16 protein-coding genes and 5 pseudogenes are annotated in these 18,608 nt (G+C 60.2%); 12 read left to right on the top strand and 9 right to left on the bottom strand.

The genetic code is table 11. The annotated features are described in order from the left end of the window. Positions 1-405: 405 nt before the first annotated feature. From NKJ55_RS16100 to NKJ55_RS16115, 4 genes and pseudogenes are all read left to right on the top strand, one after another. Positions 406-1,623: a cytochrome P450 gene (locus NKJ55_RS16100; RefSeq protein WP_352450760.1), complete on the top strand. Its 1,218-nt coding sequence runs from the start codon at positions 406-408 to the stop codon at positions 1,621-1,623. 40 nt (positions 1,624-1,663) lie between these two features. Next, a complete protein-coding gene (locus tag NKJ55_RS16105; RefSeq protein WP_352450761.1) occupies positions 1,664-1,855 on the top strand; it encodes a ferredoxin in 192 nt (63 codons plus the stop codon). Between the two features lie 359 nt (positions 1,856-2,214). Further along, positions 2,215-2,835, top strand: a complete 621-nt coding sequence (locus NKJ55_RS16110) for a nitrogen fixation protein NifQ (RefSeq protein ID WP_352450802.1) — start codon at positions 2,215-2,217, stop codon at positions 2,833-2,835. A gap of 281 nt (positions 2,836-3,116) precedes the next feature. After that, a pseudogene (locus tag NKJ55_RS16115) lies at positions 3,117-3,626 on the top strand (transposase); the annotation flags it as partial. Between the two features lie 325 nt (positions 3,627-3,951). Here NKJ55_RS16115 and NKJ55_RS16120 read toward each other — a convergent pair. Genes NKJ55_RS16120 through NKJ55_RS16130 form a run of 3 tightly spaced genes read right to left on the bottom strand, consistent with a single transcriptional unit; the run spans position 3,952 to position 5,184 of the window. Then, the gene (locus NKJ55_RS16120) at positions 3,952-4,458 is read right to left on the bottom strand and encodes a hypothetical protein (RefSeq protein WP_352450763.1); all 507 of its coding nucleotides are present in this window, start codon (positions 4,456-4,458) and stop codon (positions 3,952-3,954) included. Further along, a complete protein-coding gene (locus NKJ55_RS16125) occupies positions 4,412-4,867 on the bottom strand; it encodes a helix-turn-helix domain-containing protein (protein ID WP_023678227.1) in 456 nt (151 codons plus the stop codon). Before NKJ55_RS16125 ends, NKJ55_RS16120 begins: the two co-directional genes overlap by 47 nt. A gap of 14 nt (positions 4,868-4,881) precedes the next feature. Then, a complete protein-coding gene (locus NKJ55_RS16130) occupies positions 4,882-5,184 on the bottom strand; it encodes a DUF4258 domain-containing protein (protein ID WP_352450764.1) in 303 nt (100 codons plus the stop codon). A gap of 85 nt (positions 5,185-5,269) precedes the next feature. Between NKJ55_RS16130 and NKJ55_RS16135 the strand changes: the two genes are divergently transcribed. Then, the gene (locus NKJ55_RS16135; protein WP_502904485.1) at positions 5,270-5,581 is read left to right on the top strand and encodes a DNA -binding domain-containing protein; all 312 of its coding nucleotides are present in this window, start codon (positions 5,270-5,272) and stop codon (positions 5,579-5,581) included. A 32-nt stretch (positions 5,582-5,613) separates the two neighbouring features. On the opposite strand, the gene NKJ55_RS16140 is transcribed toward NKJ55_RS16135, so the two are convergent. Continuing rightward, positions 5,614-6,219: a BRCT domain-containing protein gene (locus NKJ55_RS16140; protein WP_352450765.1), complete on the bottom strand. Its 606-nt coding sequence runs from the start codon at positions 6,217-6,219 to the stop codon at positions 5,614-5,616. A gap of 38 nt (positions 6,220-6,257) precedes the next feature. Beyond that, on the bottom strand, positions 6,258-6,770 hold the full coding sequence (locus tag NKJ55_RS16145; RefSeq protein ID WP_352450766.1) for an excalibur calcium-binding domain-containing protein: 513 nt from the start codon (positions 6,768-6,770) through the stop codon (positions 6,258-6,260). Here NKJ55_RS16145 and NKJ55_RS16150 point away from each other — a divergent pair. The 3 genes and pseudogenes from NKJ55_RS16150 (at position 6,679) to NKJ55_RS16160 (ending at position 7,733) form a co-directional block, all read left to right on the top strand. Next, positions 6,679-6,882, top strand: coding sequence for a hypothetical protein (locus NKJ55_RS16150; protein ID WP_352450809.1), 204 nt, complete (start codon positions 6,679-6,681; stop codon positions 6,880-6,882). The two genes, NKJ55_RS16145 and NKJ55_RS16150, sit on opposite strands and share 92 nt — an antisense overlap. Before the next feature lie 431 nt (positions 6,883-7,313). Beyond that, positions 7,314-7,430 (top strand): annotated as a pseudogene (locus NKJ55_RS16155) (KTSC domain-containing protein); the annotation flags it as partial. After that, positions 7,413-7,733 (top strand): annotated as a pseudogene (locus NKJ55_RS16160) (hypothetical protein). The pseudogenes NKJ55_RS16155 and NKJ55_RS16160, both read left to right, overlap by 18 nt. 13 nt (positions 7,734-7,746) lie before the next feature. Here the strand turns inward: NKJ55_RS16160 and NKJ55_RS16165 are convergent. The 4 genes from NKJ55_RS16165 to NKJ55_RS16180 all read right to left on the bottom strand — a co-directional run bounded on the left by NKJ55_RS16165 (position 7,747) and on the right by NKJ55_RS16180 (position 14,086). After that, on the bottom strand, positions 7,747-9,444 hold the full coding sequence (locus tag NKJ55_RS16165; protein ID WP_352450767.1) for an anti-phage dCTP deaminase: 1,698 nt from the start codon (positions 9,442-9,444) through the stop codon (positions 7,747-7,749). 1,327 nt (positions 9,445-10,771) lie between these two features. Continuing rightward, a complete protein-coding gene (locus tag NKJ55_RS16170) occupies positions 10,772-11,989 on the bottom strand; it encodes an MFS transporter (RefSeq protein ID WP_352450768.1) in 1,218 nt (405 codons plus the stop codon). A gap of 57 nt (positions 11,990-12,046) precedes the next feature. Beyond that, positions 12,047-13,483: an RNA polymerase factor sigma-54 gene (gene rpoN / locus NKJ55_RS16175; RefSeq protein WP_352450769.1), complete on the bottom strand. Its 1,437-nt coding sequence runs from the start codon at positions 13,481-13,483 to the stop codon at positions 12,047-12,049. A 69-nt stretch (positions 13,484-13,552) separates the two neighbouring features. After that, positions 13,553-14,086 carry a peroxiredoxin gene (locus tag NKJ55_RS16180; RefSeq protein ID WP_352450770.1) on the bottom strand — a complete coding sequence of 178 codons (534 nt, stop codon included), beginning with the start codon at positions 14,084-14,086 and terminating at the stop codon, positions 13,553-13,555. A gap of 1,309 nt (positions 14,087-15,395) precedes the next feature. Here NKJ55_RS16180 and nifH point away from each other — a divergent pair. From nifH to NKJ55_RS16200, 4 genes and pseudogenes are all read left to right on the top strand, one after another. Continuing rightward, positions 15,396-15,589, top strand: a pseudogene (gene nifH / locus NKJ55_RS16185) (nitrogenase reductase); the annotation flags it as partial. Between the two features lie 152 nt (positions 15,590-15,741). After that, entirely contained in the window at positions 15,742-16,944 is a 1,203-nt protein-coding gene (locus NKJ55_RS16190; RefSeq protein WP_352450772.1) for a cytochrome P450, read from the top strand. 94 nt (positions 16,945-17,038) lie between these two features. Then, on the top strand, positions 17,039-18,328 hold the full coding sequence (locus tag NKJ55_RS16195; protein ID WP_352450773.1) for a cytochrome P450: 1,290 nt from the start codon (positions 17,039-17,041) through the stop codon (positions 18,326-18,328). 1 nt (position 18,329) lies between these two features. Further along, a pseudogene (locus tag NKJ55_RS16200) lies at positions 18,330-18,455 on the top strand (ferredoxin); the annotation flags it as partial. Positions 18,456-18,608 lie beyond the last annotated feature (153 nt).

Below are 18,608 nucleotides of genomic sequence, written 5' to 3' on the forward strand. Positions count from 1 at the left end.
GTCCTAAGAATGATGGACAGGTGATCATCAACTTAGCGGCGACGGGCCCAGTGCAGGCTGGCATCGCTTGCTGCAGCGCCATGGGTACGCCTATCCGGCACGCGACTTGCTTCGACTATTTGATCAGCAGGGCATCAGCAGTGCGTCACGGAGCTCAGCGGTGATTGACCAGCCTCTCGACCCTGACGGGAACAAGCGGCGGCTTTGCTTCATGACCGCTGCGCAGCGGAGATGCCCTTCTGATTGACTTCGCAACCGATCTCATCCGCGCTGGTGCAGGTGGGCTGTATCGGGCGACAGAATCTAGAAGGCGCCCGACCCGAGACGTACCCATGCTGCAAATCGACTTTATGAACAGAGGTGCAATCTCAATCGAGCCATGAACGTCAATGTAGAGAAAGCAAAATGGCGACCAAGCCCGTTCCAGATCATGTCCCGCCCGAAATGGTGAGGGACTTCAGCCTGTTTACATCGCCAGGGATGCCACCAACACCCAACGGGGATCCACACGCAGCTGTCGCTTGCGTACATGACGGGCCTCCGATCTTTTACTCCCGCTACAACACGCAAGATGGCCGGGGTACCTGGGTCATCACCCGTGCCGCGGACCAGCGGAAGGTGCTGCAGGACGCAGAGACTTTTTCCAGCCATCGCAGCATCTTCTCCTCCATACTGGGTGAAAACTGGCCGACGATCCCGCTTGAGCTCGATCCACCGGCCCATGGCGTCTTTCGCTCACTGCTCAATCCGCTGCTTTCGCCAAAGCGGGTGTTGGCTTTGGAACCGGCTGTCCGCGAACGGGCGGTCGAGCTGATCGAAAGGATCGCCGCGTCGGGCACAAGCTGCGACGTGATGAAGGATTTTGCCTTTCCTTTCGCGGTGAGCACCTTTCTTCGCTTTCTGGGGTTGCCCGATGACCGACTCGATACATTCGTCGGCTGGGGGAAAGATCTGCTCCACGGCGACGATAAGGAACGACCTGTGGCTGCCCGGACGATCGTGGCATTCATCGACGAACTTGCAGCCATGCGCCGCCAGGAGGCGGTTGACGATTTCATGACCTTTATCGTGCAGGCACAGGTCGAGGGCCGCCGGCTGACGGACACCCAAGTCCGCGGCATCGGCGTGCTTGTCTTCGTCGCTGGGCTCGACACGGTCGCAGCAGCTATAGGCTTTGACTTGGCGTACCTCGCGCGCAACCTCAAAGATCAGCAATTGCTGCGGAGCGAACCGGACCGCATCCCGCTCGCAACCGAAGAATTGCTGCGGGCCTATCCGCCCATTCAGTTGATCCGCGTGGCTACGAAAGATATCGACTTCGAAGGCGCGCCGATCCGGAAGGGGGACTATGTTTCCTGCGCCACGATGATTGCCAATCGTGACCCGGCGGAATTCGAATGCCCCAACACGATCGATTTGGAGCGGGAGGACAACCGCCACGCCGCCTTTGGCTATGGTCCCCACCGTTGCCTTGGCTCACACCTTGCCCGGCGGGAGATTGTCATTGGCCTGGAGGAGTGGCTGGCGCGCATCCCGGCTTTCAGGATCAAGCAGGGTACGGCACCCATAACCTCTGGCGGCCATGTGTTCGGGATCGAAAATTTGATCCTGGACTGGTCATAGGCCCGCCCCGAGCCGGGGCACAGACAATGGAGGCACCGCCATGCGCATCATCGTCCAAAATGCCAAATGCCAGGGTCACGCGCGATGCGCGGCGCAAGCGCCGGACATCTTCAAGCTTGATGACGAGGGTTATATCCTGCCTGGTGACATTGAAGTTGCGGAAGGGGAGGAGCTGCCGGCATCGCGAGGCGCGCGATGCTGTCCTGAACGTGCGCTGGAACTCACCCCCTGACGCTTTGAATCAGACGTCATTCAACCGTGGGTCTGGCGGGCTTGAATGGGGTCGACCATGTGGCCGCACTGGAAAGGACAGCACGCGACCTCTGTCCCGCATGGTCCACGTCCAACTCCGCGGGGGCATTTCCGGCGCCGAGGTGTTCCCCATGAGGCGCAAACGGCAGGGCGGGGATTCGCGAAACACCTCTTCCAATCACAGAATTTGCGACAGAGCCGATGGACCAGACGAAAATTACCGCACTACTCGACCGCGAGACGATCCGCGACTGCCTCTACCCGAAGAACTGCCCGACCCATGTTGCGGCCGGCCGGGTCGCTGCATGACTTGATAGGACAAACCAGGAGAACGGCACCATATTTGCCCAACACTATGCCCGGCTCAGCACCGGCCGATGGCCGCAGATCGAGCTGGAGAGGAGGTTCGACCAGCATGTGCTTGCCTGTGTGCTTTCACGTGCGCTCGAGGAGATCGAGGCCGGCGAGGCGACGGCGACGCAGGCAACCGGCCTTTCGCGCGCCGAGCTGCGCGATGTCCTGGCCCGCTGTTTCCCTGCTATTCCTATCACCGCGTTTGCCTTGGAAGAGGTGAGCGAGCCCGAGCCGGACCTGGAGGAAGAACTTCTGCGCGGACTGCTGCTGGCGCATGCCCGGCCGGGAGACCCGGCGAGCGCCCGCTTCGCCAAGATCATCGCCCGGCGTGCCATGCGCAATGACCATCTCTGGCAGGACCTTGGCCTTTTTAATCGAAGCGACCTCGGCTGCCTGCTCGCCTCGCATTTTCCGACGCTGGCGGCCGGCAACACCCAAAACATGAAATGGAAGAGATACTTTTACCGCAAGCTCTGCGAGGCCGAAGGTTTTTCGCTGTGCAGCGCGCCCAGTTGCCGGGAATGCAATGATTTCGAAAGCTGCTTCGGCCCGGAGGAAGGCGAAAGCCACCTCACACGGATAAAGAACGGCATCGCCTCGGATTGAGAGCCGCTTCCGTCAGTCGTAAGCCCCAGCGCTCGCGCCGCGCCATATGTCTCTTGTCGAATGTCGACTGACGCCTTCGGGGATTGAACGCTGTGCCTGCTGCCCGATGCGCGGTGCTCGCTTCGGCGGGCCGTCGTCATGGCGCGCCGCCGGTGGAGCTCTTACGGCAGGCGCAAGCGATTTGACCTGCTTGCGAGCGTCTTTCTCGTTGCCGCAAAAAGAGAGCCTCAAAGTGAGCTACGGATGGGCCGAGCCGATCTATGCTCGAAGTTCTGTCGGAGGCTCAGCGACTACACCGCCTGGATGAGCAGTTGCGCGCCGTCGTGCCAACTTGGTCCATGGCGCGAGTCGTTGAGGCCTATCAGGCCATGCGCGGCGCCTCGTTCCTGGTCGCAGTGATATTTGCGGCCGAGATTGGGGATGTGCGTCGCTTCGATACGCCGCCGCAGCTGATGGCCTTTCTCGGCCTTGCCCCGGGGGAGCGCTCGACCGGTGACACGGTTCGCCGGTCGAGCCTTACGCTCGCCGGCAATCGACGCGCCCGCCGCGCCCTGGTCGAAGCGGCATGGACTTACCGCTATCCTGCCAGGGTCAGTGAGACCCTGAGGGTGCGGCTCGAGGGGCTGCCCAAGGCCGTCCGCGATATTGCCTGGAAGGGGCAGCTCCGGCTCTGCGCCCGCTATCGTCGCCTCAGCGCCGCCGGCAAGAAGCCGCCGGTGGTCGTGGCTGCGATCGCACGCGAGATGGCCGCCTTCTTGTGGGGCATCGGCCGGGAGGTCGCGCCGTCATAGCCGGTCTCGACCCAACCCGCTGAACAGTGTTGGGGGTGGGGCCACGGTGGGGAACTCCCGTCGCTAGTTATGTGGCCAAGCCGATGCGCCCGACGCCCGCCCTCTAGACCGAGGACAGCCCCGAGACGAAGATACGGAAGGCCGGTACCCAACCCGCGGATGAGAGTCTGATCAACCGTCGTCTCTGAGCTCCACCCCCAGCCCTGTGCAGCTTCAGCCGGTCCGACTGCTTCGCAAACCTGCCAAGCAGGCGAGCCTTCTTGCCTTCAACCTTGACAGGGAACATGAGAGACTAGTCTAGTAACGCGTCGGGCGAATACGCGCTTTAGGCACCACCGTCTCCTGCCGGCACGAAGCCAATGCGAAATGCCTTAGCTTTGATCTTCGGCAATTCGGTGAGAAGCAGGCTGGTTTGCGTATGGTGTTGGATGAGCGTAACAGACTGACCGCGTTCGTTGACGCCATGGAACTCTAAAATGTCCGGCGGCGAGCACGCAAATGACCGGAGATGAATTGGGCTATCTTGGCCACCAACAACGGTCAACCCGAGTTCGCTTTCCAGTCCCAAATTCTTCTCAAATTGCTCGATCATGTCCGCAATTCGCTTGTGCATGAAGACTGCGGGATTGGCTTCTCGCCATCTCCTTTCCTCCAACTTTTTTAGGGCGGCGCCGGCATCTGGAATCTCCGCCGGAAGAAGCATTGTGCTGACTAACGGCAAAACTGGCCTCGGCATCGAATTCTCCGCGATAAGAAAAACCCCGGCGCAGAGGCCGGGGCAAAGACTACGCTGCGGCACAGCCTTGCGGCTGCCATCCGTGGTCGGTTTCACAAAAGCGCCCTGTCGGTGCTTCGATCTGGTCGAGTTCTGCAAGCCGATCAATCATGCGACGAATGCGGCTGCTCTTGTTAGTATACTCGGAATAGAGGGCGCGCAGGAGCAAGTCGGCGGAGCCATTCATCGGCTTCGTCCGGGCCTTTTCCCACCGCCGCACAGCTTGCTCGTCGGCCCCTAGGATCCCGGCGAGGTTCTTTTGCGTAGTATCCATTTCTAGGCGCAGGAAACGAAGCTCTGCGCCATTTAGAGGCTTGGGGAGCGATATGACCCATTGACCGATCGCCCTGTGGAGGCCTTCGGTATCTTGAATCGAAACACCGACTCCGTAAGCCGTATCGTGCCTTGTGTATCCGTTCTCGAGCCAAACATTGTCGAGACCGCTTTCGGTATAGTGGTAAGCCATCTCTTCACCCGTTCCTAAAACACCGTGATCACGATCAGAGATTTTCCCCAATCAATTGCCACGACGCATTCCATTTCTTCTCCTGCAGCGTGCCGGTACATATTGACTTGCCAATGCCCCTTCGCATTCATCACTGGACCTTCGCAGATCGTACCCCGCTGCACGCAGAGTTCGACCTGCCTCCGAGAAATGCTCCGCTGTCGTCCGCGCTTGCGGGCGTGTGCAACGATCACAATATTGTTCGTGTCAGCCGCCAGCTGCCGAATCATCTTCAACGCAAGCGGCACCGTAAGCGTCAGCGGTATAATCTCGGCCATGCGCCTATCAATATGATAGGTAGTGGCCTCTAGTCAATGCTCTCCTTTCGTTAAAGTTCCGTAACCTTAAACGGCGAGTCGCTTTTTGCAGCTGGCATCAACTGGGTTAGAAAAGCGTCGATGCGCAAATGTCTGCTCGACTCTGACGTCCGATGAGGCTCCCACTTCTTCGGTTCTGACCGGATACGACGAAGAGCGTCTGCTTACCTACATTCGCCTGCTCGACGCCGCGGCCGAGGAGGCGGACTGGCGAGAGGTCGCCAGGATCGTCCTGCATATCGATCCTGAGAAGGAACCGGAGCGGGCATTCAGGGCTTGGGAGACGCATCTCGCCCGCGCCCGGTGGATGACGACGAACGGCTACCGATATCTGCTGGCGGGCGGTGCGCCGCACTGAAAACTTGGCCCGATCGTTTGGCAAAGGACACCTCAGAGAAAGCTGGCCCAGTGACTTTCGGCGACGATCGAGATTGGCAATCCTTGGTCGCGCCAGCCGGTAGCCTTGACGATTTTATCCCCAAATGAAGAATGCTTCCACGATTCGGTGGCATAGGCGCCTATAACCAAAACTTCTGTTTTCTGGCTCAGACCTCCCGCGAAGGCTCCGCGATCTGCGATGGCCTGTTCGCAATGCTTCCGCTGGCCAAAATTGAATGTGCCTGTGAAGCAGTACAACCGGCCGACGAAAGTCAAAGTCGGGGCCGGATCGCAGAGTGGCAGCGACGTCGGCTTTAGCACTTCTCCGCGTTCGAAATTACGATTCGAGAAGCTGTTTAGCGTATCCACAAGTTGCGCGTGTTCATCGGAATCGAGCACGCCGTCTTGAAGGATATCATTGATGCGCCGGTACAAGGTTCGGATGATTGGTTGATTACTGATCTCCACATTCGCCGCCAACCATTTTTGAAGGAACTCGACCTCGGCCTTGTTGATGGTTCCATCTGCGGCCAGGCCACGGGCGAGCCCTATGAGTTCGTCGACCTGACGCGACGAGATACGGTCGCCGCCAACGCGATTGTAGAATTTCTCGTCCATTAATACGTCCCCCCGAGGGCCGCGGCCCATTGTCGTTCCTAACAGAGCGTCTCGCACGCCCTTCCGTCGCCATCGCGGTCCAGCTTGCCGCCCCACGGGCAATTGCCGAGATACCATTGCGCCTCGTCGCACGGGCTGATTTTCGAGCAAGTTCGCCGCGGCTGGCATGAGTAGCTTTGCGCCACTTGCCGGCCGCCGACGATGCCGAGCGGCTGGCTGATCGCCGGCTGCGCCTTTTCTGCGTGCTCTACCCGCCAAACCCACGGCGCCTCGAAATCGCCAGCCCAAAGACCGATTTTCGCCGCCTCCGCTCTCGCCTGCTGCGGTGCATATGCGCCCTGGCTGTAGCTAGGCCAATCAAGAGCCTGGCCGTTCTCCACCAGCCACGAGGCAACGCTTCTGCCGTCGGCCCGCGAGCAGTCGGCAACAAAGCGGCCGTAGCGGTCCCAAGCGACGAAAGTGCACCGGAGCGGCCTCGAGGGCTGCCAGGAAGGCGTCAAGGGCGCCGGCGGACTTCGCACCGCACTGGTAGCGGAAGCCCTTGGCGTCATCGCACCGTTGCGCGGCCTCCGGGGCGTCGATTCCACTGAAACGGATACGCTGGCCGTGAATTTCGATCGTACCGCCGCCGATAACGTCGGCCGAGCGCTGGTTCGACCATAGCATCGGTAATGCCGATGGTATCTTTTCGGTCGAGCAGCGGAAGCAATCCCCGCTATTGGAGCGGGAGCCGGGCCGATCCATTTCGACACGGCTTTTTGGAAACGATCGGTGTGCTGCAGGAAGTACTGTGTCGCCAATGCGGCCACTGCCGCGATGGTAACATACACCAGCCGCATCGGCACGCCCGAGAGCGGTCGGGCACGATACCGCCTTACGCCAGGGCGCTTCCGCCACTGGCCAGACCGATTGTCATACCGAGATTTGTCCAAGTCCCCGCTCCCCTCGGGAACAATGCGTTCTTTGCTCCGGAGAGTCCAGTGGCCTTCACGGTTGCGCGGGCAGGTGCGTGACAAGGGCGTTCGGCTTGGTGGTCATGAAGCCATAGACCTCGTAGTCCCTGGGACCTCCTGGACCTTGCGCATCCCGCCGTCATGCCATCCACCTCGATACGCAAAACGGAATACGATCTGGATCGCACAATCCTTTCGGTGTGGTTCGTCGCCAGCGGCAAACGATACGAATTTGAAGATGTGCCGCCGGAGACCTTTGCCGAGTTCCGAGGCCCGGTCGTTGCTGCCGGCCTCGCTGGGGGCGTCCTGCGCGCTCTGTCGCGCCACCGCTACAAGATACGCGCATGGTGGGGTCGCCGATCTGCGGCGCCCTGGCGGCTGCCCTATCTGACGCTGCCGGTAGTGAATTACTTCCGCGCCACAGGGTTGCCGATTCCGGCGACCGACGACGACACAACAACGCTCGCCGCGGCGTTCCTGATCGGGGTGTCGGCAATGTGGATCTCGGACATCCTGTTCGAATTCATCGTGCGGAAGTTCAGACCGGCGGCGGAGGAGTGAATCGGCAGCTGGGTCACTGGGCCGCAATATTTTCTGTGTCTGCTGTCGTCTTGTCGATTTCATCCGACTCGGACTGCTCTGATTTGACCACTATACCTAGCTCCTCAGCCACTGCTATTAGGGAGGAGTATATAGCGGACTCTTCATCGTAAATGTACGACGGGCCTTTATCTTCGAGCAAAGGCATAGGCTCTCCTTTGTACCATTCAGCAACTTTCCCATCAGCAGAGCGTCTCGAACCTTTTTCAAATATGTCTCGATACCTGCGGGGCGAAATACCCACGAAATGCTCAAATAAAACGCGTCGTTCATTCTTTTCATCAAGGACAGCAGAGTCCTCGTGAAACTCCAGGGCCTTACTTTTTGGGTACGGTTCGATGAACACAACCCGCTTTAAACCTGATGCAATTATGTGCTTCGCGCAGTTGTGGCATGGAAAGGTTGTGACAAAGATGGTCGCGCCGCCTGTTGGCCGACCCAAGCGCGCCGCATCGCAGAGTGCCGTCATCTCGGCATGGGTCATTCTCCCGAATTCCGTGATATCGGAAATCGAGGCTGCCTTAATTCGCTTCCGGACGGCCGAGTCGGCATAAAGCGCTTCGGCTGTTGCGCCATCCTTCAAAACGGATGCCTCCTCCAAAGTTCGAAGGAAGTTGAAAATAATTCGGTTCTTTTCGGTTCGATTTACGTCGACCCCATCATCATAGTCCCTATGGGGATCATCGTCTTCGGTCCAATAGGTGCCGCCACCAAATTTCGGCACCTCGTTGCAGCCCAACGCAATAATTTCCCCTTTGGAAGAAAACACTGCCGCCCCGACCTGGCGTGCAAGGTCCAGCGAACGAAGAGATGCGGAGGCAGCCATGTATGCCCCATACTCATCTTTGTTTGGGCTGATCGAGTTTTTTCCAAAAAAAGCCTGAACAAAACGGTCGATGGTTCGAGAGATACTCTCTTCGTTTCGCCCATGAATAAAAGTATCTCCCATATGGAACACCTCTTCAATCCGTTGCCCATGCACGTCGGAACGCTCGTACATATCTGTCTCAACGAGAGTTTCGGCCGCTTCAGCACAACTGCTTGGGCTCAGATTAGGATTGCTTAGCGCGATGGTCCGCTCCAGATTCTTGCGCCTTTCCTTCTCACTGAGGTGCACCGAAATCTGAATGAACTTGCGTCCGTAAACCTTCCGGAGCAGCAATATCTCCTCGGCTCTTTTCAACTGTCGCAGGATGTAAGCGCTCTTTTCGACAGGTAGTCGCTGAGGTTGAGCAGAAGGGTGATCGGGTCCCCAGTGGACAGAACGCAACCGTCGGATGTCATTTATGGCAAGAGCGGCCAAAGCAGCATCGTTGGCGCATTTTAAACGCACCGCATTTGCGTATTGGATTCGTGATTGATAGTGGCTCACTGGATCGCCGCCGTCGGCGACTTCACCCCCGTCCACAGCTATATCCTTCATGAGACCAGTCAGTCTTATGACCTGCGGACGATATCCTACCGAAACCAACGCTTCTTCAAGTTTGCGCGTGACGATGTTCATGTCGACCCCAATAGGCCCCACCAACCCGAAGACCAATTCTGGCCAGTCGGTGGAGTCGCGGACTTCCGCGCCGGATACAATCATCACTTTTCCCCCCCGAGCCCAACAAATCGCTTGTTCGTAGGACCGGAAGGATTCATTAATCGGAATCGCGGAGGAATCAATCATGGCTGAGAGTTTTAAAGGAGCGTCGGTGGCACACGGTACAGTGAAGCAGCACTCGAGTGAGCTCCAAAATAGTCTTCGGTTGGTTGCAAAATCGCTGAGCAGCCGCCCGCAGGAGCTTCGCGGCCCTTTTGTAATTCGTTCTGTATCCAGCGCGCTGCCAAAGACGAAATGAGTTCGTGATATCGACCAGCCCGCCGCATCCAAGTTGCGGCGGGTTTTTGCGTGGCGATGAACTAGGAACGCTACTCCGATCGTTGATGGTTTTTGATCGAGCCGCGGTCGTGCCAGGCAAGCTGTCGAAACATTCCAACTGCCGGTTGGTAGACGCAGCCGCCTATGAGCATAGGTTCTACGATCACGTGCACCGGGCACACCACCCCGCCCACACCCCCGTGCCTGGTGAACGACTGATCACCCGCCGTGCCGAAAGGTGCGGCGGGCGGTTCCCGATCGCCGGGTTTTGTCGGCGCTCAGACCAGAGGCACGTCGCAGCGCGAGCGCAGTTTCTACCTAGTGGAAGTCAATCTTTTTTGATGACTGCGAGGTGTGTCTTTGGAGACTGATGAGCGCAGGCGTGTCGATCTTCGACGCTATGCGCCTAGCGAGTTCCCGCAATTCGAAAAAGCCGTCAATACTCATTAGGCTCAACGGTTGGCCTGACGAAGTGTCCCACCGCAAAGGTGCTTTGTCTTGCCTGTACGAAGATCCGTTCATCTCGCAAATGGCATCGTAAATCGCCTGTGCGATCGACATTTCGGCAAGGATACGCTCTGCATCTTTTTGGCTATTCACGAAAAGTTCCCCCAAATCCGCGCTCCCCTTAGCCGGTTTCATTAGAAGCCGCTAGATTACCCGGATGTGACACCTCGGATAAAATCGATTGATATGGCGGAGGGAGCACGCCGGGCTTTTTGTCTGGCCGTATGTACGCGATGAAAAATCGACGTTTTTGTTGCTGCAGCCCGGCGCCCGCCGGCTCGAGTTCATTCCGCCGATGGAGCCAAAGCTGGTCGCCAAGCCGCCCGGTGGCGAGTCACCGGCGTTCTGACGGGCATGGCCGGCGCGTAGCTGTCGCTCGCCCAGAATGCCGGCTTGTCGTCAAGGATATGACCGCCAGCAACGCGCTGGCAGCGCTCATCGTCGCCAAGTGGAACCGGTGCCAGCGAGATTCGTGTGTCTGGCGGCGAAGGTCGCCATGGCCCGGAGGTGAAGCCGGCGAGGCGCTTGCGCTGGTCCATGCGTAATCATGCGGAGGATCGCGCCGCGCCGTGCATGCGATTGCATCTCTCGTCCCGCTGCGCTGCTGAGGCCTCTTCTGTCAGGCGGTCTAGGTTTCCCGCTTCGGGCCGAGCAGGAACACTGTCAGGGCGGCGAGGAACGTGGCAACAGCACTGTAGGCAATGGCACTGGTAATCCCGGCATTGTCCACCAATAGTCCGCCGAAAATCGCGCCGGCTGCGATTGCCACTTGGAACGCTACGACCATCAGCACACCGGCGCTTTCGGCCTGCTCGGGAGCGGCGCGCCGCACCATCCACGTCTGCAATCCCACCGGCACCGCGCCGAAAGCAAAGCCCCACGCGGCAACCGCAATCGCCGAGGCCGAGGCCGATGCTCCCGCCGTCAGCAGCGAAACAGCGGCTATCGCTATGAGCAGCGGTGCAAGGGCAGCGACTGCCTTGAGACTGAACTCGGCCAGAAGCCCGCCGGCCAAATTGCCGAAGAATCCGCCGATGCCAAAAGCAAGCAACACAAGCGAGATCGTTTCGACATCCAGCGCGGGAATCTTCTCGAGGAAGGCGCGGATATAGGTGATTCCGGCGAAGTGGCCGGAAGCGACCAGCAGGATGACCAAAAGCGCAATTTTGACCATCGGAATCTTGGCCACATCCAGCAGGCTGCGGAAGCTAGCCACTCCAATCGGAGGCAGTCTCGGAATAGTTATGAGTTGCACGAGCAGTGTAGCGGCGCCGCCGGCTGCGGCGAGCACGAAGGCGCTTCGCCATCCCCAGATATCGCCGACATAAGCGCCGATTGGAGCTGCGCAGACGGTAGCTACGGAAACGCCGGTGAGGATGATCGACATGGCGCGCGGCAGGAAGTGGCTTGGAACGAGCCGCATCGCCAGTGCTGCCGACATCGACCAGAAGCCTCCGAGCGCTATGCCGAGCACGACGCGTGCAGTCAGGAGAGCCGCCAGCGACCACGCGCCGGCCGCCAGAACGTCCGACAGGATCAGCAGCAGCGTCATGGTCCACATGACGGTCCTGCGGTCCAGGCGCTTTGTGATGATGGCCACCGTCGGCGCCGAGATCGCCCCGACGATAGCTGTTGCCGTCATCGCCTGTCCAGCCGCTCCCTCGCTGATACCGAGATCATGCGCGAGGGGCGTGAGCAGGCTGACAGGCAGAAACTCTGCCGTGACCAGCCCGAAGGTGCCCAAGGAAAGCGCAATGACCGCACCCCATGCGGGACCAGACGGTGGGACGGGCTTTTCTGGGTCGTGCAGAACAGCGTCCATGACGCCTGCTGCGGATTGGGTCATGAACGAAGTCTCCACTTTGATGCAATGCAACGTGATGTTGGCTGCCTTGACCCAAATCTAAAAACACAAGCGCATTTCCCGGCGGCGTTGCACGGAGGAGGGGATGTTCATTGCTTCGCGATATTTTGTGACGGTGCGGCGCGCAACATCGATGCCGGTTTCCTTCAGCCGGACAGCGATGTCCTCATCGGAAAGCACGTCGCCGGGAGATTCTGCGGCAATGATCGCTTTGATCCGATGCCGGACAGCTTCGGCGGAGTGCGCATCGCCGCCTTGGCAGGACGCGATCGCGACGGTGAAAAAATACTTCAGTTCAAAGACTCCGCGCGGGGTAAGCATGTACTTGTTCGAGGTCACCCGGCTTACCGTCGACTCGTGCACGCCGATCGCGTCAGCGACGGTTCTGAGATTGAGAGGCCGCAGGTGGGCGACGCCATGTTCCAAAAAGGCATCCTGCTGACGCACGATTTCAGCCGCAACCTTAACAATGGTCTTGGCGCGCTGATCGAGGCTGCGGATCAGCCAGGTCGCGTTTTGCAAGCATTCGTCGAGAAATGCTTTATCTTTCGAATTTTGGGGAGTTTGACGCGACACTTCGGCATAGTAGCTTTGGTTGATCAGCAGCTTTGGCAGTGTGGCGGGATCAAGTTCGATCTGCCACCCGCCTTGCGGCGAGGGCGTGACCCAGACGTCGGGTATGATTGATTCAGACGCACCGGATTGGAATCGGTTCCCAGGCTTGGGATCGAGCGCCCGAATCTCATGCATCATGTCGAGAAGGTCTTCTTCATCGACGCCGCAATGCTGCTTCAGTGCCTCAAAATCGCGTCGCGCAAGCATTTCAAGATTGGCAACCAAAGCTGCCATTGCCGGGTCGAGCCGATTTCGCTGGCGCAACTGAATCTCGAGGCATTCTCTGAGACTTCGCGCAAAAACTCCCGGTGGATCAAATTGCTGCAAGGTTCCGAGAACCCGTTCCACAACAGCCTCATGGACATTCAGGCTCTCGGCCAGCTCCAAAAGGTTTGCCCGAAGATAGCCAGTGTCTTCCAGATCGGCGGCAAGCTGGCCAGCGATCAGCCGCTCCTGTGGTGTGAACGCAGTGAGGGCGATCTGACGAGCGACATGGTCGTGCAATGTTTCGGCGAGGGTGGCAAACTCGTCGAGGGAAGGGCCATTGCCCGGCGGGTTGTTGGTCGTGTTGCCGAGTGATTTCCATTGCCCGAGCCGTTCAGCCGACCCTGCCCCGGTCGGTCCTTCAACGGCGTTTGCGCCAGGGCCGACAGGCTGATCCGCTCCCGAAATCGAGACGTCGTCAAAAGGCCCGCCATCGCTTGATGCAGATTCCAAAAGCGGGTTCTTCTCGATTTCCCGCTCCACGAACTGATGCAGTTCAGTATGCGCCAGTTGCAGCAGGCGAATCGACTCAATGAGTTGAGGCGATGCGACCATGGATTGCTTCTGGCGCTGAAGCAGGCTTGCTGAGGATTGCATGGTGAGCGCGAAAATCCTGTCGAGGAGCCTCTTGGGGCCGGCAATGGCACCACTGAGACGTATTCTAGGTCATGCGGCGGCTTTCAGCGTTTCGAGAACGTTTTGCGGGGACGAGACGCCATAGGGGTCGGCCTCGCAGTTGTCGGAGAAACCTTCCTCCTCGAACCAATGCTCCACCACGCCATTGTTGATCAGGGCGGCGTAGCGCCAGGAGCGCATCCCGAAGCCGAGATTGTCCTTGGCGACCAGCATGCCCATTTTGCGTGTGAACTCGCCTGAGCCATCGGGGATGAGCTCGACCTGCTTCAGACCCAAGGACTTCCCCCACGCATTCATGACAAAGGCGTCGTTGACTGAGAGGCAGTAAATCGCGTCAATTCCCTCCTTCTCAAACTCATCATAGAGCTCTTCGAACTGGGGCAATTGGTAGGTCGAGCAGGTCGGCGTGAAGGCGCCAGGCAGCGAGAACAGGATGACCCGCTTGCCGGCAAAGTAGTCGTCAGATGTCTTTTCTTGCCAGCGATATGGATTTGTCCCCTGGACTGACTTATCGTGAACACGCGTGAGAAAGGTGACGAAGGGAACTTTCTTTTGAACTGTCATCAACTTGCTCCTAAAGAAGAAAACTGGCGCTGAATTCTGGCAGAGGCTGGCGCAATACCGAGCAAAGGCTCGTATGCCCGGCACGGAATGAGGACCTCGCGGCTCGCAACCTCCTTTTTCCCTCCCGACGTATAGGAAGGTCTTGGCGGCTGGTCTTGGCCACCCGAACGCAATCGATCTGAGCGAGCTGGACACCGTCGAGCCGCTTGGTTCCCCCGGCTATGGCGCCGGAAGCGGGATCGGTCACTCGCGATCGTGCGTTTGGAAAAGGGATAGCGGCCGGAAGTAGCCAATATCGCAAGCATGTGGGGGCCTGAAATGTCACTTCACGCAGACTCGGGTCACTGGACTGGTTCAGCGTGTTGTCGATATGTGGCAGTGACCCGCCGGCCTTGGCTTGGGTGACCCTTTGACGGGGCTCTTGGGCACTCACATGCTGAACAGAACCGGTAAACGGCATTTGCGCGAGCGGCCCGTGTTGGCGTGCCGGCATCGGACCAGCCATGCGCAAAGCGGCCACCGAGAACGGCCTTCCGGAGGAGACGGTGTCCCGATGTTCAGCGGGAACGGGCATCGTCTCCTCAGGCCACTGTCTAGAGCTTCGCGCGTCGGGCATGGTGCAAGTCGCTTTCATCGTGATTTGATGGTGCTCTAACCAGGAGCAGCAAGCGGCGTGCCATTTCAAATAGAGGTGCTGTTGGACCGCCCCCTTCTTCTCGGAGGCCGTGTCTTAGAAGATCGGGCGCGCGCTATACCGCCTCGTCACACAGGCAACAACGATGCTGTAGGGTGCGGATATTCGGCGCTTCAGCCCCGGCTGGGCAAAGAAGAACCGAAAGCGGAGCCGATGCACTACCTGAGGCTGGCGGGCACTCCAGTCATTGCGTAGCGTGTGCCGCTAGCGTTCATGGGTGCGCAGGCCCGGCTATCGCGAACACGCGCCTGTCGCAGCAACATGAGCGCGCGCTCTTGGGCAAGCGCCCTGGCGCCGTGAGGATCGAATTCCCAATCGTGTCTGTTTGCCGCCCTCTTATGTTCGAAACTGGACCAGAATGTCGCAAGCCCGACCTAAAGGTCGCCCGAGGCGTTCTGTCCGACACTGTTCCGTCGCCTTTGTTGGCCCGCGACACCGGCCTATTTCGCCTAGCTCTTCTCTGGCCTCAGGCTAGGCCGCTGAGAAGCTGCCACAATTTTTTTCTGCTGCGGCCAAATTGGCACGAGATTTGAAGCACCTTCGTTGCTGGCCGGGAGCCGCCGACCGACTTTCATTTCGTGGATGACACGAATGGAACGAAGAAAGAAAAGCAAAATGTCAAATCCGCATCAGATAGCATTCTATGGGAAGGGGGCCTCGGCGAAACCGCCCCCTACCAAACAGGCTCGCCGCCCTTGTCGACCCTTGCGCAGGAAATCTTGATGGCCGGCTGCGACTCAAAGGCCCGCCACACTCGCCTTATCCTGAACTCGAAGGCGCAGGATAACGTTCTGCATCTCGCCGCGCGGTATGCCTAGGCAGTTACACGTTGGCCGACCTTGATAATCGAATCGGCTACGCTGCGGAGGACGTCGTCTACATGCCTTCCTAAGCCATTCGCTGCCCGCAGCGCCTGCCGGTCACCTTCCGCCCTTCCATCGCTTAGAGATCAAGTGCCACCATGTCCGAACAACCCTTGCCGACGCTGCCGATGTGGCGCGTCGATCACATCGAGCCCTCGCCCGAGATGTTGGCGCAACGCGCCAACGGTCCGATCCACCGCGTGCGCTTCCCGTCCGGGCACGAAGGCTGGTGGGTGACAGGCTACGATGAAGCCAAGGCGGTGCTGTCCGACGCGGCGTTCCGGCCCTCGGGAATGCCGCCGGCGGCATTCACCCCGGATTCGGTGATTCTCGGATCACCGGGGTGGTTGGTCTCGCACGAGGGGGGCGAGCATGCCCGGTTACGCACGATCGTGGCGCCGGCCTTCAGCAACCGCAGGGTGAAGCTGCTCGAGCAGCAGGTCGAGGCGATCGCCGCGCAGTTGTTCGAGACACTGGCGGCCCAGCCCCAGCCCGCCGACCTGCGGCGCCACCTCTCCTTTCCACTTCCGGCCATGGTCATCAGCGCGCTGATGGGCGTGCTCTACGAGGATCACGCCTTTTTCGCCGGGCTGTCCGACGAGGTGATGACGCACCAGCATGAAAGCGGCCCGCGCAGCGCGTCGCGCTTGGCCTGGGAAGAACTGCGCGCCTACATTCGCGGCAAGATGCGGGACAAGCGCCAGGATCCTGGCGACAACCTGCTGACGGACCTGCTCGCGGCGGTCGACCAGGGCAAGGCGACCGAGGAAGAGGCGATCGGCTTGGCGGCGGGCATGCTGGTGGCGGGGCACGAGAGCACCGTCGCGCAGATCGAATTCGGCCTGCTGGCCATGTTCCGCCATCCGCAACAGCGCGAACGCCTGGTCGGCGATCCATCCCTGGTGGACAAGGCGGTGGAGGAAATCCTGCGCATGTACCCGCCGGGCGCGGGCTGGGACGGCATCATGCGCTATCCGAGTACCGACGTGACTATCGCGGGCGTGGAAATTCCTGCGGAGAGCAAGGTGCTTGTCGGCCTGCCGGCGACGTCGTTCGATGCGCGCCATTTCGACGACCCGGAAAACTTCGACATCGGACGCGACGAAAACCCGCACCTGGCGTTCTCCCATGGGCCGCACTACTGCATCGGCGCGGCGCTGGCCAGGCTGGAACTCAAGGTGGTGTTCGGTTCGATCTTCCAGCGCTTTCCCGCGCTGCGCCTGGCCGTGGCGCCCGAAGAACTGAAGTTGCGCAAGGAGATCATCACTGGCGGGTTCGAGGAGTTCCCGGTGCTCTGGTGATGGGCGGACGCCGCCGGGAATCGCGATCTTCTCCGCAATTTGCCGTCGCGCCTGGCGCGCGCCGGTCAGATCAGCCAGCCAACAGGTAACCAATATGGACTTGCAAGAAACCACGGCAGCATGCCGGGACGCCTTCGCCGAACTGGCGTCGCCAGCGTGCATCCACGACCCGTATCCGTTCATGCGGTGGTTGCGCGAGCACGATCCGGTGCATCGCGCGGCGTCGGGCCTCTTTCTGTTGAGCCGCCACGCCGACATCTACTGGGCGCTCAAGGCCACGGGCGATGCTTTTCGGGGGCCGGCGCCAGGCGAACTGGCGCGCTATTTCCCGCGTGCGGCGACCAGCCTGTCGCTAAGTTTGCTGGCGTCCACTTTAGCGATGAAGGAACCTCCGACGCATACGCGTCTGCGCCGGCTGATCTCGCGCGATTTCACCATCGGCCAGATCGACAACCTGAGGCCGACCATCGCTCGCATTGTCGCAGCGCGCCTGGACGGCATGGCGCCCGCACTGGAGCGCGGGGAGGCAGTGGACCTGCATCGGGAATTCGCGCTGGCCTTGCCCATGCTGGTTTTCGGCGAACTGTTCGGCATGCCCCCGGACGACATTCTCGGGCTCGTCACCGGCATCAGCGCCATTCTGGAAGGCCTGAGCCCGCACGCCAGCGATCCCCAACTCGCCGCGGCGGACGCGGCCAGCGCCAGGGTGCAGGCCTACTTCGGCGACCTCATACAGCGCAAGCGCACGGATTCCCGCCACGACATCGTGTCAATGCTGGTCGGCGCACGCGACGACGATGCCGAGACGCTGTCGGATGCGGAATTGATCAGCATGCTCTGGGGCATGCTGCTGGGCGGCTTCGCCACCACTGCCGCGGCCATCGGCCATGCGGTCCTGGCGGTGCTGGCGTATCCCGAACAGCGGCACTGGCTGAAGGGAGATGCCGTGGGGGTGAAGGCATTCGTCGAAGAAGCCCTGCGCTACGACGCGCCCGCCATGTTCAGCTCCATTCCGCGTATCGCCCAGCGCGACATCGAACTGGGCGGCGCGGTGATCCCGAAGAACGCGGACGTGCGCGTGCTGATCGCGGCCGGCAATCGCGACCCGGACGCCTTCGCCGATCCCGACCGCTTCGATCCCGTGCGGTTCTATGGCACCAGTCCTGGCATGTCGATCGACGGGAAGATCATGCTGACCTTCGGCCACGGCATCCACTTCTGCCTTGGTGCGCAACTGGCCCGGGTGCAGTTGGCCGAAAGCCTGCCGCGGATCCAGGCACGCTTCCCCACGCTGGCATTGGCCGAGCAGCCGACCCGGGAGCCTTCCGCGTTCCTTAGGACGTTCCGCGCGCTGCCGGTGCGGCTGCATGGGCAGGAGGGCTGAGATGCGCGTCCTGGTCGATCAGGATCTGTGCGGAACTACCGGGCAGTGCGTGCTGACGCTGCCGGGCACCTTTCGCCAGCGCGAACCGGACGGCGTGGCCGAAGTGTGCGTGGCGACGGTCCCGCAGGCGCTGCACGCCGCCGTGCGGCTTGCGGCCAACCAGTGCCCGGTCGCCGCCATTCGGGTCATCGAAAGCGACGCGGGCGATGACGAGCGCGCCAGCGCCGACCCTGCGCCTTCTCCGGCGGAGGCCGAGCGGCATGCTGCGAAAGACCAATGC

Origin of the sequence: Mesorhizobium sp. M0106, assembly GCF_040322715.1 — a bacterium.
Classification (GTDB): domain Bacteria; phylum Pseudomonadota; class Alphaproteobacteria; order Rhizobiales; family Rhizobiaceae; genus Mesorhizobium.